General features: G+C 43.1%; 13 protein-coding genes. 9 read left to right on the top strand and 4 right to left on the bottom strand.

The genetic code is table 11. The features are described 5' to 3' along the window. The first annotated feature begins 136 nt into the window (after positions 1 to 136). From D1164_RS08445 to efp, 7 genes are all read left to right on the top strand, one after another. A complete protein-coding gene (locus D1164_RS08445; RefSeq protein WP_119349519.1) occupies positions 137 to 3,214 on the top strand; it encodes a protein O-mannosyl-transferase family in 3,078 nt (1,025 codons plus the stop codon). 5 nt (positions 3,215 to 3,219) lie between these two features. Continuing rightward, on the top strand, positions 3,220 to 4,488 hold the full coding sequence (gene purD / locus D1164_RS08440) for a phosphoribosylamine--glycine ligase (RefSeq protein ID WP_119349518.1): 1,269 nt from the start codon (positions 3,220 to 3,222) through the stop codon (positions 4,486 to 4,488). Between the two features lies 1 nt (position 4,489). After that, entirely contained in the window at positions 4,490 to 5,476 is a 987-nt protein-coding gene (locus D1164_RS08435) for a DUF6427 family protein (protein WP_119349517.1), read from the top strand. A gap of 8 nt (positions 5,477 to 5,484) precedes the next feature. Continuing rightward, positions 5,485 to 7,140: a carbamoyltransferase C-terminal domain-containing protein gene (locus D1164_RS08430; protein WP_119349516.1), complete on the top strand. Its 1,656-nt coding sequence runs from the start codon at positions 5,485 to 5,487 to the stop codon at positions 7,138 to 7,140. Between the two features lie 116 nt (positions 7,141 to 7,256). Beyond that, complete coding sequence (gene tsaB, locus D1164_RS08425) at positions 7,257 to 7,973, top strand: tRNA (adenosine(37)-N6)-threonylcarbamoyltransferase complex dimerization subunit type 1 TsaB (protein WP_119349515.1); 717 nt, start codon at positions 7,257 to 7,259, stop codon at positions 7,971 to 7,973. A gap of 1 nt (position 7,974) precedes the next feature. Continuing rightward, the gene (locus D1164_RS08420) at positions 7,975 to 8,709 is read left to right on the top strand and encodes a DUF3108 domain-containing protein (protein WP_119349514.1); all 735 of its coding nucleotides are present in this window, start codon (positions 7,975 to 7,977) and stop codon (positions 8,707 to 8,709) included. A 96-nt stretch (positions 8,710 to 8,805) separates the two neighbouring features. Further along, entirely contained in the window at positions 8,806 to 9,375 is a 570-nt protein-coding gene (gene efp, locus D1164_RS08415; protein ID WP_119349657.1) for an elongation factor P, read from the top strand. 38 nt (positions 9,376 to 9,413) lie between these two features. On the opposite strand, the gene D1164_RS08410 is transcribed toward efp, so the two are convergent. The 4 genes from D1164_RS08410 to D1164_RS08395 all read right to left on the bottom strand — a co-directional run bounded on the left by D1164_RS08410 (position 9,414) and on the right by D1164_RS08395 (position 14,085). After that, positions 9,414 to 10,820 carry an O-antigen ligase family protein gene (locus D1164_RS08410; protein WP_147372105.1) on the bottom strand — a complete coding sequence of 469 codons (1,407 nt, stop codon included), beginning with the start codon at positions 10,818 to 10,820 and terminating at the stop codon, positions 9,414 to 9,416. Positions 10,821 to 10,883: 63 nt separating this feature from the next. Beyond that, positions 10,884 to 11,834, bottom strand: a complete 951-nt coding sequence (locus D1164_RS08405; protein ID WP_119349512.1) for a Wzz/FepE/Etk N-terminal domain-containing protein — start codon at positions 11,832 to 11,834, stop codon at positions 10,884 to 10,886. Positions 11,835 to 11,915: 81 nt separating this feature from the next. Then, positions 11,916 to 13,208, bottom strand: coding sequence for a tyrosine--tRNA ligase (gene tyrS, locus D1164_RS08400; protein ID WP_119349511.1), 1,293 nt, complete (start codon positions 13,206 to 13,208; stop codon positions 11,916 to 11,918). A gap of 319 nt (positions 13,209 to 13,527) precedes the next feature. Further along, positions 13,528 to 14,085 carry a CvpA family protein gene (locus tag D1164_RS08395; RefSeq protein WP_119349510.1) on the bottom strand — a complete coding sequence of 186 codons (558 nt, stop codon included), beginning with the start codon at positions 14,083 to 14,085 and terminating at the stop codon, positions 13,528 to 13,530. 107 nt (positions 14,086 to 14,192) lie between these two features. Here D1164_RS08395 and D1164_RS08390 point away from each other — a divergent pair, with 107 nt between their 5' ends. Further along, complete coding sequence (locus D1164_RS08390; RefSeq protein ID WP_119349509.1) at positions 14,193 to 14,684, top strand: adenylyltransferase/cytidyltransferase family protein; 492 nt, start codon at positions 14,193 to 14,195, stop codon at positions 14,682 to 14,684. Continuing rightward, positions 14,684 to 16,042: a DNA repair protein RadA gene (radA, locus tag D1164_RS08385; protein WP_119349508.1), complete on the top strand. Its 1,359-nt coding sequence runs from the start codon at positions 14,684 to 14,686 to the stop codon at positions 16,040 to 16,042. The genes D1164_RS08390 and radA overlap by 1 nt, the downstream gene beginning before the upstream one ends. Positions 16,043 to 16,045: the final 3 nt, after the last annotated feature.

The following is a 16,045-nucleotide window of genomic DNA, read 5'->3' as shown; positions in this document are numbered from 1 at the left end:
AATAAAGAATAAGGCCTGCCGGATTAGGGAGAGCGGGTTGAAAATTCCATTCGAATAGCACAGTTTTATGCAAAACAACTATCTTCGCAACTGAGAACCTCTCTGATAATATTTGTGTAAAAGAAAACAGTGTCAAATGGAAAAATACAATCTGATTAACCGGTTAACGGGCTGGGTAGCATTTTTAATTGCAGCCGTTGTATATTTAATGACCATCGAACCAACAACCAGTTTCTGGGATTGCGGCGAATTCATTACCACCTCCTTCAAATTGGAAGTAGGTCACCCTCCGGGCGCTCCGGTTTTTATGATTTTGGGAAGGTTCTTCACCCTGTTTGGCGGAGCTGAAAATGCCGCCAGAATGATCAACATTATGTCGGCTTTGGCCAGTGCTTTTACCATTATGTTCCTTTTCTGGACCATTACACACCTCGCCAAAAAAGTGATTCCCGAGAGTAATTCTACAGGAGGTATTATTTCCATTATGGCTGCCGGCTTTGTAGGAGCAATGGCCTACACTTTTTCCGACACTTTTTGGTTCTCGGCGGTGGAGGGTGAAGTTTATGCCACTTCGTCCCTGTTAACGGCCATCGTATTTTGGGGCATCCTGAAATGGGAAAATATTGCCGACGAGCCCCATGCCAACCGCTGGCTGATTTTTATCTCTTATATTATTGGCTTGTCCATCGGAGTTCACTTGCTGAACCTGTTGGCTATTCCTGCCATTGTTTTTGTCTATTACTTTAAAAAATACGAGGTAACACGAAAAGGTATCATCTGGGTGCTTATCGGGTCAGTGATGTTACTGGGAATTATAATGTACGGCATCATTCCCGGCGTAGTAACCATTGCTTCCTGGTTTGAACTATTATTTGTAAATTCTTTCGGATTGCCGTACAAGTCAGGCGCGTTAATCTACATTGCGCTGCTCATTGCAGCCATTGTTTATGGAATCCGATATACTGTCCGAAAAAAAATGGTATTGTGGAATACCGTGATAGCAGGAATAACAGTCATTCTTATCGGGTATTCTTCGTTCGCACTGATTATCATCCGCTCTTCAGCCCATCCCCCTATGGATCAGAACAGTCCGAACGATGTATTCTCCCTGCTGAGTTATCTGAACCGGGAACAATACGGACAGCGTCCGTTGTTTTACGGGCAGTATTACAACTCGCCTTTAAATCCACGGGAACGTTACCTTGAAGGGAAACCTGTTTACTCGCAAATAGATGGGAAATATGTAGAAACTGATCGGAAGGTAACCCCCAACTATGATGAAAAATTCAAAACCATATTTCCCCGGATGTGGAGCAACATGAATCCTTCTCATGAACAGGCCTACAAGGAATGGGGAAATATTAAAGGGAAAAGAATACAACACCGGAACGAAGGAGGCCAGACCGAAACCATTGAAAAACCCACCTTTACAGAAAACCTGCGTTTTTTCTTTCGTTACCAGGTGGGGCACATGTATTTCCGCTATTTTATGTGGAACTTTGCCGGACGCCAAAACGATATCCAGGGGCATGGCGGTGTCTTGAACGGGAACTGGCTCAGTGGGGTAAAGTTTATAGACGAGTGGCGACTTGGCGACCAGGATCACCTTCCGGCCCGGTTTGCCGGCAACAAATCCAGAAACACCTTTTATTTCCTGCCGCTTTTACTTGGTTTGCTTGGGATCTTTTTCCAGTATAACAAAGGAACTGAAGGTAAGAAAGGACTTTGGGTGGTTTTCCTGCTGTTTTTCATGACAGGCCTTGCCATTGTTATTTACCTGAACCAATATCCTTTTCAGCCAAGAGAGCGTGATTATGCCTATGCCGGTTCTTTCTATGCATTTGCTATATGGATTGGATTGGGCGTACTTGCCATTTCCGAGACATTGAAAAAAATTATGCCTGCCGTTGGCGCAGGTGGGGTTGCAGGGATAGCGAGCCTTGTGCTGGTGCCGGGAATTATGGCCGCTGAAAACTGGGATGACCACGATCGTTCCGACAGATATACCGCCCGGGATTTGGGTGCCAACTATCTGAAAACCTGTCAGCCAAACGGCATAATATTTACAAATGGCGACAACGACACATTTCCTCTCTGGTACAACCAGGAGGTAGAGGGTGTACGCACCGATGTGCGTGTTTGCAACCTCAGCTATTTGCAAACCGACTGGTACATAAACCAAATGCGCCTCAAAGCTTACGAATCGGATCCGATGCCGTTTTCAATGGATGAAGAAAAGTACAGGCAGGGTACTCGTGATATTGTTTACCTTATGGACAATCCGCGCATTTCCCGTGAGTCAATCGGACTGAAGGAAGCGGTTGATTTCATTTCTGATGATAATCCGGCCACAAAACTCCAGCAAGCCGACAATGCTGCTTTTCTGCCCAAAAAGGTATTACACTTCAAAATAGACAAAGAAGCTGTTATCCGGAATAAAGTTGTAAAACCGGAAGATTACGATAAAATTGTGGACACCATTACCATTGATCTCTCCAACCGTGGTTACATTCCGAAGGATGAGATGATGATTCTCGACCTCCTCGCCACCAACAACTGGGAACGTCCGGTCTACTGGGCTATCACTGTTGGCAGGGATAAATATATGAACCTCCAGGAATATTTCCAGGTAGAAGGGTTTGCTTACCGGTTCGTTCCGATCAAAGGAAGTACAACACCCGACAGGATGTCGTTTGGAACAGTTGCAACGGATCTGATGTATAACAATCTCATGAACCACTTCGAATATGGAAATATGAACGACCCCGATGTGTACATCGACGAAAACAACGGAAGGATGATGACCAACATTCGAAACAGTTTTAACCGACTGGCAGACGGATTGATAAAAGAAGGGGAAAAAGACTCGGCTATTGCCGTTATTGACCGTTGTTTTGAACTGGTTCCCAGCACTACTGTTCCGTATGAATATTTTGCTCTGGAACTGGCTGAAAATTATTACCGGGCCGGAGCTACCGAAAAAGGAAGTCAGATTTTTGAAGACGCGCACGATACATTTACGGATGAACTGGGCTACTTCATGTCTCTGAACAGGAAATTCTTACAGACACAAAGTATTAATGAAGAAATTCAGAGAAACCTCTTTTATCTCCAGCGAATGGAACGGACAGCCAGAAACAATGGCGATTTGGAGTTGGCGACAAAAATTGGCAACTCTGCACAACAATACATTGAAAGGTACAATTCGATCTAACAAATATGAATATTCTGATAGTTGGCTCAGGTGGCAGGGAACATGCCATCGGATGGAAAATAAAACAAAGTAAAAAAGCAAAAAACCTGTTTTTTGCTCCCGGAAATGCAGGAACTTCCTCTCTGGGAACCAATATTAATACAGGAGTAAATGATTTTCCAAACCTAAAAGAGGCGATTCTGGAAAATCAAATTGATCTGGTAGTAGTAGGCCCTGAAGTTCCTTTGGCAGAGGGAATACACGATTTCTTCGCCGAAGACCCGGAACTCCAAAAAATAAAAATAGTCGGTCCCAAAAAGGCCGGGGCGCAGCTGGAAGGGAGCAAAGACTTTGCAAAAGATTTTATGTTTCGGCATAACATTCCCACAGCCAAATACTTTACGGTTACTAAAAATAATATAAGCGAGGGGCTTTCCTTTCTCGAATCATTATCATCGCCTTACGTTTTAAAAGCCGACGGATTAGCTGCAGGCAAAGGTGTTTTGATCATTGACAATTTATATGAAGCCAAAAGTAACCTGAATGAAATGCTGGATGGTAAGTTTGGGGAAGCCAGCAGTAAAGTTGTAATTGAAGAATTTTTAAGCGGTGTAGAAGTCTCAGTATTTGTTATTACCGATGGAAAAGATTACAAAATTTTACCTGAAGCAAAAGACTACAAACGAATTGGCGAAGGCGACACCGGACTGAACACTGGCGGAATGGGAGCCATATCACCGGTTCCTTTCGCGGATACAGAGTTTATGGCAAAGGTGGAATCACGTGTTATCCGGCCCACCATAAACGGATTAAAGGCAGATAAAATTGAATACAATGGCTTTATCTTTTTCGGACTGATTAATGTGGGAGGAGATCCCTTTGTTATTGAGTACAATGTAAGAATGGGTGATCCGGAGACAGAAGCTGTACTGCTGCGGGTGAAGTCCGATTTTGTTGACTTGCTCGTGGGAGCAGCCGATGGTACTCTTGCGGAAAAACAAATTGAACTGGACGACCGCACGGCTGTCACCGTCATGTTGGTTTCAGGAGGCTATCCCGGAAGTTATGAAAAAGGGAAAGTTATTTCCGGGCTTGAAAAAGTGGCAGACAGCATCGTGTTCCACGCCGGGACAACATCAGACAGTAAAAATACGGTAACTGCCGGCGGAAGAGTTTTGGCAGTAAGTTCTCTGGGAGCCAACAAGACAGAAGCATTAAATATCTCTTACCGGAATGCGGAAGTCATTCAGTTCGAAAAAAAATATTACCGAAAAGATTTAGGTTTCGACCTGTAATATGTTACTCGAAACGCTCAAATCGAACCGTACCGTTAACTTTATCCTCTTCCCGTTAGCAGGAGTGTTGCTCTGGTTGAAAAATTTTGTTTTTCCGCACTCCTACCCTTTTTATAACGGTGAAACCGATAATCTCCTCTATTCGCCAATACATAAGCTGGCAGGAGAATTCCCGCTTTTACAGAACCTGTTGGCCCTGCTTCTTTTAATCCTGCTGGCATTCATTATCCTTCAGATTAATAACAGGTATCACTTTATCCGGGTCAGAACCATGCTTCCGGCGCCGCTGTTCATTATCATGGTAAGTGGTTTTACAGGAATGCATACATTGCACCCAGTATATTTCGGCGCCGTTTTTTTGCTTGTGGCTATTTTTCGGCTCTTTAGTGCTTTCGACCAGATAAAACCTTACTCAGCAGCTTTCGACTCCGGTTTTTTTCTGGCAATTGCTTCGTTGTTTTATTTCAACCTGTTTATTTTATTTCCGGCTGTTTTACTGGGAATTGGAATCCTTTCAAGGGAAACTAGGTGGCGTGAATTTGTTATTGCCACCGCCGGCTTTTTACTTCCGTTTGTTTTCACCTTCGGTTATGCCTTTTTTTCGGATCAAATGCTTGAATTATTAAAAACGTTTGAGCTGAATATTATCTCCCCCAATAACTATTTTAGGCCGAACCTTCCCATGCAGATTTATGCAGGCTACCTTGCGCTCCTGACTTTCTTAGGCAGCATAAAAGTTATTCAGCAATACGATACAAAAAAAGTAAGCACCCGCAGGTTTCTAATGGTCTTCTTCTGGCTTTTTGTATGTTCGCTATTTAGTTTTGTTTTTGTGCCAGCCACATCCCAGGAAATGTTAGTTATCTCAACGATTCCCGTAACTTTTTTAACCGCCAATTTTTTTGTTTTCCTGAAAAGCCGGTTTTGGAGAGAATTATTGTTTGCTATCCTGCTGCTGATTGTAGTAGCCCTTCAATTCCTATCCTAATTTTTCAAATGAAAAAGAACAAACCCACATTGGCCATTTACGGAATTCAGGATCGGGAAGAATATGAACATCCTTTTTATGTCCACGATCACAACCTGGCCTTTATGCAAAACGGGAAGGTAGAACAATTTCTTCAGCAGGAAAGAATCTCGCGCCGGAAAAGAGACAACACGCTTCACATTCATTTAAAAAAAATTCTGAAAGAAAAAAAATGGCTGGGCAGGGATTATGATCTGGTTTTTGTGGACAATGTGGTTGGACGGACTTTCCTGACGCAAAGAGGAGACGCCCGGTTTGAGGCCCCGCTAAACCAGGCGCTGGTCACTGGTCTGGAAAAAGGAAAATGCTGGTGGTTTGGTCAGGAAAAGGAAGCCTACGTTTTAAATCATGAATTAGCGCACCTCTTTTCGTGCCCTCCTTTTTTCGGACATTTTGAGGAAAACAGCCTGCTGGTGCACTTCGACGGAGGTGCCAGCCTGAGTAATTTTTCGGCAGCGCTTTTCAAAAACGGAGGCCTGAAATGGCTGGAGTACCACTGGGATTTAAAACCCTACAGCACTATCTACAATGCCAATGCACTGGTTTTTTCTGTTATCGGGGCCAAACTACCCGAGCAAAACGCTGTTCCCGGAAAATTTATGGGCTTTGCCGGATGGGGAACCCCGCAACATGAGCTGAAAGAGTGGCTTCTTCAGCATAATCTTTTTCAGGATATCTGGGGAAAAACATCTGTTTTTTTCAAAAAAGCGAAAAGTGATTTTGGAATCGATCTTAAATCATTCGATCAAAAACACCGTTTTATTCAGGATATAGCCGCTTCCCTTCAGGAGATATTCATAGAAAAAACCATTCAGAAACTTCAGGAATTGGCAGAAAAAACCGGCGCAGCAAATTTATACTACACCGGCGGCTCTGCCCTGAATATAGTTGCAAACACCCGTATTGTGGAAAGTGGCCTTTTCAAGCGGGTTTACATTCCACCCTGTACCGAAGACAGCGGACTCGCCCTCGGCGCCGCGGCATTTTTAGAATGGAAAAAACACGGAATTATTCAGCAGCATAGCAGTTACCTGAACAACTGGAATATTGAAAATTATGCAGCATCACATACTCCGGAAACCATCCGGGAAGTAGCGCAGCTACTGGTAAATGGCAAAATTATCGGTGTTTGCAACGGCTTTGGCGAGGCAGGTCCACGTGCCTTAGGTAACCGGAGTATTTTGGCCCTGGCCGGCTCAAAGCAACTGGCACAAAAAATCAGCATGTCCCAAAAAGGCCGCGAATGGTACCGCCCGCTGGCCCCGGTTGCCCTGGAAAAAAACACCCGGTATTTTACCGGGAAAGAGAAGATCCACCCGCTTTCAAAATATATGCTGCTTGATTTCAAAATCCTTCCTGAAAAAAAAGAAGAAATTGCCGGAGTGGTACATGCTGACGGTTCCACCCGGTTTCAAACCCTTTTTAACCGGGAAGAAAATCCCTTTCTGTTTGATTTACTGGAATACCTTGACGAACATTACAGTGTAAAAGCATTGATCAACACCTCATTCAACCGGAAAGGGGAACCTATAGTGCATACCGTCGACAATGCATTAACAGCCGCTACCGAAATGGCTTTGGATGCCGTTGTGCTGAACGGCAATCTGCAACTAATATCAGGTTAATTTTACAATCGCTTTATCGAAAAGCAATAAAAGAAGGTGTTATCATTCCATCCCGACTTTAAAAACAAATAAGTATTTTTGCCCGCATTATTCCATTTTCTTTGAAATTGAACACTATGGCAACCATTTTAAATATTGAAACATCTACCGAAGTTTGTTCTGTAAATCTCGCCCGCAACGGAGAGGTACTCTTTGAAAAAGAAAGTCTTGAGGGACTGAACCATTCCCGGTTTCTTACCGTTTTTATTGAAGACATTTTAAAAGAAAACCATTTTAAAACCAAAGAGATTGATGCAGTGGCTGTAAGCAAAGGGCCTGGTTCTTACACGGGGTTACGTATTGGCGTTTCGGTAGCCAAAGGGTTGTGCTACTCACTTGGCATTCCGCTGATTGCGGTAGGAACCCTTGATGCACTGGGAATATATACGGTGCAAAATGGGAAGGAATATGTTCCGGAATTAAATCAACCTCAAAATGCCCTTTTCTGTCCAATGATTGATGCCCGGCGCATGGAAGTTTACACCGCGTTATTCAATTCAGAAGGGAAAAAACTGGAACCGGTTTCGGCTAAAGTTATCGACGAAAATTCGTTCTCGGAATGGCTGGAGCAACATCCGGTTTTATTTTTTGGAAACGGAGCAGAAAAGTGCAAGCCAGCCCTAAACCACCCCAATGCACTGTTCAGGGGGCCTCTAAAAGCTTCGGCACGATTTATGATAAAACTTGCTGAAGAAAAATACAACAATAATGAGTTCGAGGACGTTGCATATTTTGAACCGTTCTATTTGAAAGATTTTATTGCTACGGTCCCGAGAAACAAAATAATCCGGTAAAATGAAAAAGGAGATAATTATAGCGCTGTTAATTTTAGTTTTTTCACTCCATGCCAAGGCAAGGGAAGAAAAAATATTTTTCAACCTGAAATTTGGATTCATAAAAGGAGGCGAAGCAGAACTCATTATTTCCGATACCATCTTCAATAATAAAAAAGCCCTTCATTATTATCTAAAAGGACGCACTACCGGACTCACTGACAAGCTGTTCGAAGTAAACGATATTTACGAGACAACTGTTGATGCAGAAACACGCCTTCCTTTAAAATCCATACGTAATATTAAGGAAGGAAAGTACCGTTGGTACAATGAAACCATATACTATCATGATATTGATTCCATTAATAGTCAAAAGTCGGGCTGGAGGGATGCTCCCGAGAATCTGGTAGATATCATTTCCGTATTCTTTTATTTCATTCATCATCATTTGCTTGACGATTTGGAACCGGGATCCCGGGTTACACTTCCTACTTTCCACGCGGACAAAATTGATGACGTATCTGTAAAATATTTGGGGGATCGTAGGATAGAAACCGATTTTGGTAAAATTGATTGCTATGTATTGACGCCAAGCGTTGACAAAGGCAAACTTTTAAATCGATCCGACGGACTTAAATTCTTCATTTCAAAAAAAACAAAAATGCCTGTTTTACTTGAATTCGACATGCGCATAGGGTCTTTAAAAGCTGAAATCCAAAAGTACGAAGTAGACGGTAAAACACAGGCAGCGCGGTAAATCAACTTTTCATGTTCAAAAAAATCCCGAATGCATTCATTTTTAACTGATTTGTTTATTTTTGCAGCGTCTAAAAAAAGTAAAAGAAAAAAACTCATGGCTACAACAGCAGATTTTAGAAATGGCATGTGCATCAAATACAAGGACGATATTTATTCCATCGTTCATTTCCTGCACGTAAAACCGGGGAAAGGTCCCGCCTTTGTCCGCACAAAATTGAAAAACGTAAAAACCGGAAGAGTCGTTGAAAATACTTTTTCATCCGGGGTAAAGATAGAAGAAGTTCGGGTGGAAAGACGCCAATATCAGTATTTGTACAAAGATGATATGGGATTCAATTTTATGAACTCCGAAACGTTTGAACAGATTCCTATTCCCGAAACCATGATTGAAAATTCGGATCTGATGAAAGAAGGCCAATTGGTTGAAATTAACTTTCACACAGAAACAGAAACTCCCCTCACAGTGGAAATGCCTTCCTTTGTGGAGCTGCAAGTAACCTTTACCATTGAGGGAGAAAAAGGCAACACAGCCAGTTCAACAGCCCTGAAACCTGCAACCCTTGAAACGGGAGCCGAAATTATGGTGCCCATGTTTATCGGGCAGGGCGAAGTGATAAAAGTGGATACCCGCGACCGTTCTTACAGCGAACGTGTAAAACAATAAGGTCGTCTAAAAATATTGGGAAAGTCCGGGTTGAATTTTCAGTCCGGATTTTTTATTTCTGTCCCTCTCTTCCCGCGACGGGAGTGGAGGTCGATGGCCACAATCATCGCAGTAAAGCCCCAAAACGGCACCGAAAGTTTATCGGTATCCAGGAAATTATTCAAAAATCCATGCACGTAGTAAGTAACCAGTCCGAGGAATGCCGCCAGCACAATACCTTTGAGCCGGGCGTCTGTAAGACGCGACCAGGTATTCACTGCGGTATAGGAAACTGTAATAATAATGAGCAGGAAGGTTAGCAGCCCCAAAACACCCGATTCTGAAAGAGGCCCCAGGTATTCGCTGTGGGCATTTCCGGCATCTCCGGCATTGGTGCTGATGATGGTACGATCCTTTTTCAACTGGAACGACGCATACTGAAACATATACGTCCCGGGACCAAAACCAAAGACAGGTCTTTCCTCAAACATACGGATGGCACAGTTCCAGCGGTTAAGCCGTTCGAGATTTGAGGCGTCGGACGAAATATTGGTCATAGAGGAGAAATGTTCAGTAAGATTGGAAGAAGATTCATCCGAATTCCGCTCCAGGTACATCACAATCTGGTTTTGAAACGAAAAAACAAGAGAGAAAAACAAAATAACTGTTATAAAAATAGGTTGAAACCTGATTTTTAATTTTATAATCCCCCAAACAACCAGGGCTGCCATCACACTTAACCAGGCCGCGCGACTATACGATAGAACAAAAGCCACAGTCAATATACCGGTAAGACCCCAGCCAAGGGTTCTGATCTTTTTAGAATAACAACGGCTAAGGGCAAATAAAACGGAAAAAGGCAGGAACATAGCCAACGCTGCTCCGTAAGAAGTATGGTCGTTGTAAAACGGAGTGACCACAAAATGCGCAGCTTTTTTATTGAGTAGCCCGTACCCCCAATGGCGGGTGATAGCGTAAAAGATGACAATAAGAAACGAAATGAGATAAAGCCAAATATACTTTTCCGCTTTTTGACTGTCGGTGGTAAAGATTTTTGCAGTCAGAAGATAAAGAGCCACCACAAACCACAACCGGGACAAGAGAAATTTAAACGAAACAACGGGCATGGAACTGGTAAGACTTGTAATAAGAATCCAGAAAAGATTGAGGTAGATGGCCAGCGAAACCGGGTGGAGAAGTATTTTCCGGTCGAAACTACGTTCGTGAATCACTTTAAGCAAAAACAGAATCAAGATTCCAAAAAGCAGCGGTTCGGTGGGAAGATACATGTCGAAATCGAAACCCGGCATCACCGTGCTAAGCGGAAGGGAAAGAGGCGTAAAAAAGACTACAAACCAGATGAGTTTGTCAAAAGAAAAAATAACGGTCAGAACAATCCCAAGAACAACAGGCAAAACATTGATGGCAAGGGTATCCTTTTTTACCACAAACCATAAATTCAACAAAATAAAACTTATTGAAATAAGGTAAAATAACGTAATCTTTATGGTGTTATTCTGAATCACCGTTCAATCACTTTTCCGGTAATCGAGAATCAGAAAAACCAGGAGTGCCAGAAAAACTGCTGAGATAGTAGAAAATACAACGATAAGCCAGCGAACAGGGTATGATTTTTTGTCGGCCGGTGTAGGATATTCCACTACATGAGAATAGGTAATATTCTTTTCATATTCACTCAAATACAATTCGTGCTCAGTAGTTAACGAATCAATAGCATTCACCAAAAAATCGAAACGAGCCTCCATCAGACGGGCCTCTGTTCCTTTTTCTGCAAGATTGTCGTAAAGTCCCTTTATTTCCCGTGATGAGGCAGTTGACGACCGGCCACTTGCAAGCGCATTCATGTATCCCTCGGTCACCCTTTCAACCTGGCTTTCATAATCCAGAATCCCATACTCTTTCCTCATTCCGGTCAAACGTTCTGTCAGGGTGTCTAATTCCGCATATTTCTTTTTCAGTGCCTTACGTGATATCTCCACCATTTCCCAATCTTTTGCCTTGTGCAAATCCCGTACTTTCTTGTCATAAAAATGAATAATGGAATCGCACATATCGCTGGCCCGTTGCGGATCATGATCCAATACAGAGATCTCGACGGTTTCAAATTTTGTTTTTCCCGCCTTTACATTGGTATTGTAAATATCGAGCATATATGTCAGATAGTGCGGGTCGTCTTTGTTAACTTTATAAACTTTATCCAGTTCAAAAACATCAAACATTTTTAACTTAATGTCACGGGAATTAGTGATCTCCAACATCTGTTCGGTTTCAGATTCTTCACTCAAAACCCAGATATTGGTTGGATAAATACGAGCGGTTGATTTAAACTTGGGCTGAATAAATTTCGGCCCCGAAAAAATTGCAGACAACAGGATGGCCACACTGCCAACAATAATAAAATGGAATTTCCGCCGCCAAATCAACCGGAGAATTCGCTGGTTATCAAAAAAATTATTCATAAATATGGTTTCAATTTGATCGCAATAAATGCAACGAAACAGAACGTTTTTTATTATCCGAACCTTACATTCACATGAAAATTACACGGCAATAATCAAAGAGTAATTCTTTTTCCCTTTCTGAGCCAGGATGTATTTTCCGCCAATCAAAAAACCAGTATCTACAATTAACGCTTCATCGGAGGCTTTCTCTTTATTGATGCTGAGCCCATTACCTTTAATAGTTCTTCGCAGCTCACCTTTCGATGGAAAAACGGAAGTTTTTTCAGCCAGCAAATCTACTACATTGATCCCTTTTTCAAGTTCCGACTTTTCAATATTGAATTGAGGAACACCTTCAAACACCGAAAGGAAAGTCTTTTCATCAAGTTTCCGTAATTGTTCGGCAGTACCCTTTCCAAACAGAATTTGTGAGGCTTCTACAGCCATCTCATAATCTTCTTTTGAGTGGACCATAATGGTAACCTCCTCGGCCAGCTTTTTCTGAAGGACACGTGCATGGGGCGCCTGTTTATGCTCCTCTACCAACGCTTCAATCTCATCTTTAGGTAAGGCCGTAAATATTTTAATGTATTTCTCAGCGTCTTCATCCGACGCATTCAGCCAAAACTGGTAAAACTGGTAAGGCGTTGTACGTTCCGGGTCGAGCCAGATATTACCCTGCTCTGTTTTTCCAAACTTCGTTCCGTCAGCTTTGGTAATCAGCGGAACCGTAAGGCCGAACGCTTCGCCTCCCGCTTTACGCCGGATGAGTTCGGTGCCGGTGGTAATGTTTCCCCACTGATCCGAGCCGCCCATTTGCAGCTTGCAGTTTATATTGTTATACAGCCATAAAAAGTCGTAGCCCTGCACCAACTGGTAAGTAAATTCAGTAAACGACATTCCTTCTTTTGAATCGGCACCCAACCGCTTTTTAACCGAATCTTTGGCCATCATATAATTCACCGTAATATGCTTCCCAATGTCGCGGATAAAACCGAGGAAAGAGATATCTTTCATCCAGTCGTAATTATTGACCAGCTCCGCAGCGTTTGGTTCATCGGTTTCAAAATCGAGGAAATTGGCCAACTGCTTTTTTATACACATTTGGTTGTGGCGAAGGGTGGGCTCATCGAGCAAATTACGTTCTTCCGACTTCCCGGAAGGGTCACCAATCATTCCGGTGGCGCCGCCAATCAAAGCAACAGGCTTGTGCCCAGCCAGTTGAAAATGTTTTAGCACCATCACTCCCACGAGGTGGCCAATATGCAGCGAATCAGCCGTTGGATCAATACCCAGATATGCTGTAGTAAGTTCTTTTTTTAATTGTTCTTCTGTACCGGGCATCACATCGTGCAACATGCCCCGCCATTTGAGTTCTTCAACAAAATTCATTCAACCGTTTTTATCCCCTGCCTGACGGTAGGCAGGAATTTCGTGCAAAGATAAAAAATGCCGGGGTTATTCAGGATATAACGGACAAAAGAAAGCACCAGTAACCCAATCGGTAAACCTATATTTAATTTTAACAATTACGGATTACCTTTCTATCACGTTTATTTAACGCATTCTTATATAAAAAACTTACCGCCTATCGTTGCTCACGCTTCCGAAGTAATACAATTATACACGGAGGCAGGGACTTACCGGAAAGAAATAGTTGCTCAACGAACCGATGCACCAATAAGCCAGTTGAAAAAGAGTGCCATAAAGCTCATTTCTTATCCGCACCGGTTAACGCCTCTTTTACTTTGGTAATCACATCATCAGAATCCTTTCCTGTTTTATCGTCCCAGATATCGATAAACGGGAAAAGCGAAGGGGCAAAGTTCCGGATTGGATAATACGCCCTTGATTCCGTTTTGGCCTTCTCCGAAATGATTTCCACATCCTCATCGATTTTGTCGAATACCAACAGAATAATACTCAGCACCAGTGCAGTCCGTAAAACACCAAAGGCCAAACCGGCCAACCTGTTTATAAACCCCAGCATGGCCACTTCAATTAGTTTGCCCGCTGCATTGCCCACCAAGTGTACAAGGATGACAATAACAATAAAAGTGACAACAAATGAAATAATGTTCAGGTAGTCCGTATCAAGGTTAAAATATTCTGTCAGAAAATCGGTGGTGATGTACGAAAATTCGATGGCCCCCCAAACACCCAGCACCAGGGCTGCAAGCGAAGCCAGTTCAGAAATCAGGCCTTTTCTCAACCCGTTAATGGCAGCAAAAAGCAGAAGCAGACCCAAAATAATATCAATGTAGTTCATTTTATTTTCCGGTTCGTTTGAAATGGTAAAAGTAGGAATTATTTAGAATAAACATGTTATGGAACCAGTCATGTTTATTACTTTTGGGGCAAAGTTGAAAGCAAGCTATGAAGTTTGATATCCGCACAAAAATATTCAACGATTTTGAATCGTTTAAACCAATCCTGAAAAAATGGAAAGCTGATAAAGAAACAATTGTATTTACAAATGGCTGTTTCGATATTATCCATCACGGACATGTTGATTCACTCTTAAAATCAGCAGATTTTGGGACAAAATTGATTGTAGGTATGAATTCTGACGAGTCGGTAACCTTATTGAAAGGAAAAGGACGACCTGTTTTGAATGCTGAAGCGCGTGCCGACCTGCTGGCGGCCTTTGTTTTTGTTGATGCAGTTATTGTTTTTCCGGAAGAAACACCCGCCCGGCTTATTGGTCAGATTATACCCGATGTACTGGTGAAAGGGAAAGAATATGCCCTTCATGAAATTGCAGGGCACGACACCGTGCTGAACAGTGGGGGCAAGGTGGAAAGATTGGATTTGGTTTCGGGTATTTCAACTTCGGAGATGATAAAAAGGATAAAAATTCTCGACTAATGGCACAAGCCAAAACAGTTTACATTTGCCAAAACTGTGGCACACAGTCACCTAAATGGATGGGAAAATGCCCTTCCTGCGAGGCATGGAATACTTTTGTGGAGGAGATTGTTGAGAAGAAAAAAGCAGGATCGGCGGTTTCAGCACAACTGTCGGCCAACCAGCCCCTGACCCTTGAAAACATTACCACCGAAAAAATGGAACGGATCACCGTCGGAATTGATGAATTTGATCGGGTGCTGGGCGGAGGAATTGTTCCCGGATCCATTGTGTTGCTGGGGGGCGAACCGGGCATCGGCAAATCGACCCTGGTTTTGCAGATGGCGCTGGGAATGAAAAATAAAAAAATCCTCTATGTTTCAGGCGAAGAAAGTATGCAGCAGATAAAACTACGGGCTGGCCGTTTGGGGTTAAACAACGACAATTGCTGGTTCCTGAGTGAAACTTCGCTTGAAAACGTGCTGGCACAAACCGGAGAGGCAAGTCCACACCTTTTAATAATAGACTCAATTCAAACACTTTCTGCCGAGACGGTTGAGTCCTCACCGGGTTCGGTAACCCAGGTTCGGGAATGCACTTCGGCCATTCTTAAGTTTGCAAAAAAAAACAGTACGGCTGTCATATTAATTGGCCACATCAATAAAGAAGGGAGCCTAGCCGGTCCTAAAGTACTGGAACACATTGTAGATGCGGTCCTTCAGTTTGAAGGTGACACAAATTACCTCTACCGCATTTTACGGGCCAGCAAAAACAGGTTTGGCTCCACGAATGAGCTGGGCATTTTTGAAATGCGCAGCAGTGGATTGCGGGAGATACTGAATCCATCGGAACAGCTTATTTCCAAAGTAAGCAATGATGTGAGCGGCACAGCAGTAGCTGCTACTATTGAAGGGATTCGTCCGTTTCTGATTGAAATTCAGGCGCTGGTAAGTTCTGCGGCCTACGGAACCCCGCAACGATCTTCTACCGGGTTTGATCTGCGCCGGCTTAACATGCTGCTGGCCGTGTTGGAAAAACGTGCCGGGTTCAAGCTGCTATCCAAAGATGTTTTCCTGAATATTGCGGGAGGCCTCCGTATCAATGATCCGGCCACCGACCTGGCCGTTATCTGTTCCATCCTCTCGTCCAATATCGACATCGCCATTGATCATAAAACCTGCTTTGCAGGTGAAGTAGGACTGACAGGCGAAATCCGGGGGGTAAACCGAATCGAACAGCGCATTGCCGAAGCCGCCAAGCTGGGCTTTAAAAAAATATTTATCCCGGGCCTGAACAAAGGATTTGACGCCTCAAAATTTTCAATTGAAATCGAAAGGGTTGTCCGCGTGGAAGAAGTGTTCCGAAAAATTTTTGGCTGACAT

The sequence above is a fragment of the Mariniphaga sediminis genome, from assembly GCF_003573545.1.
Taxonomy (GTDB): Bacteria; Bacteroidota; Bacteroidia; order Bacteroidales; family Prolixibacteraceae; genus Mariniphaga; species Mariniphaga sediminis.
Note: the sequence above shows the minus strand (reverse complement) of the source record. Positions and strands in the feature narration are given on the sequence as shown.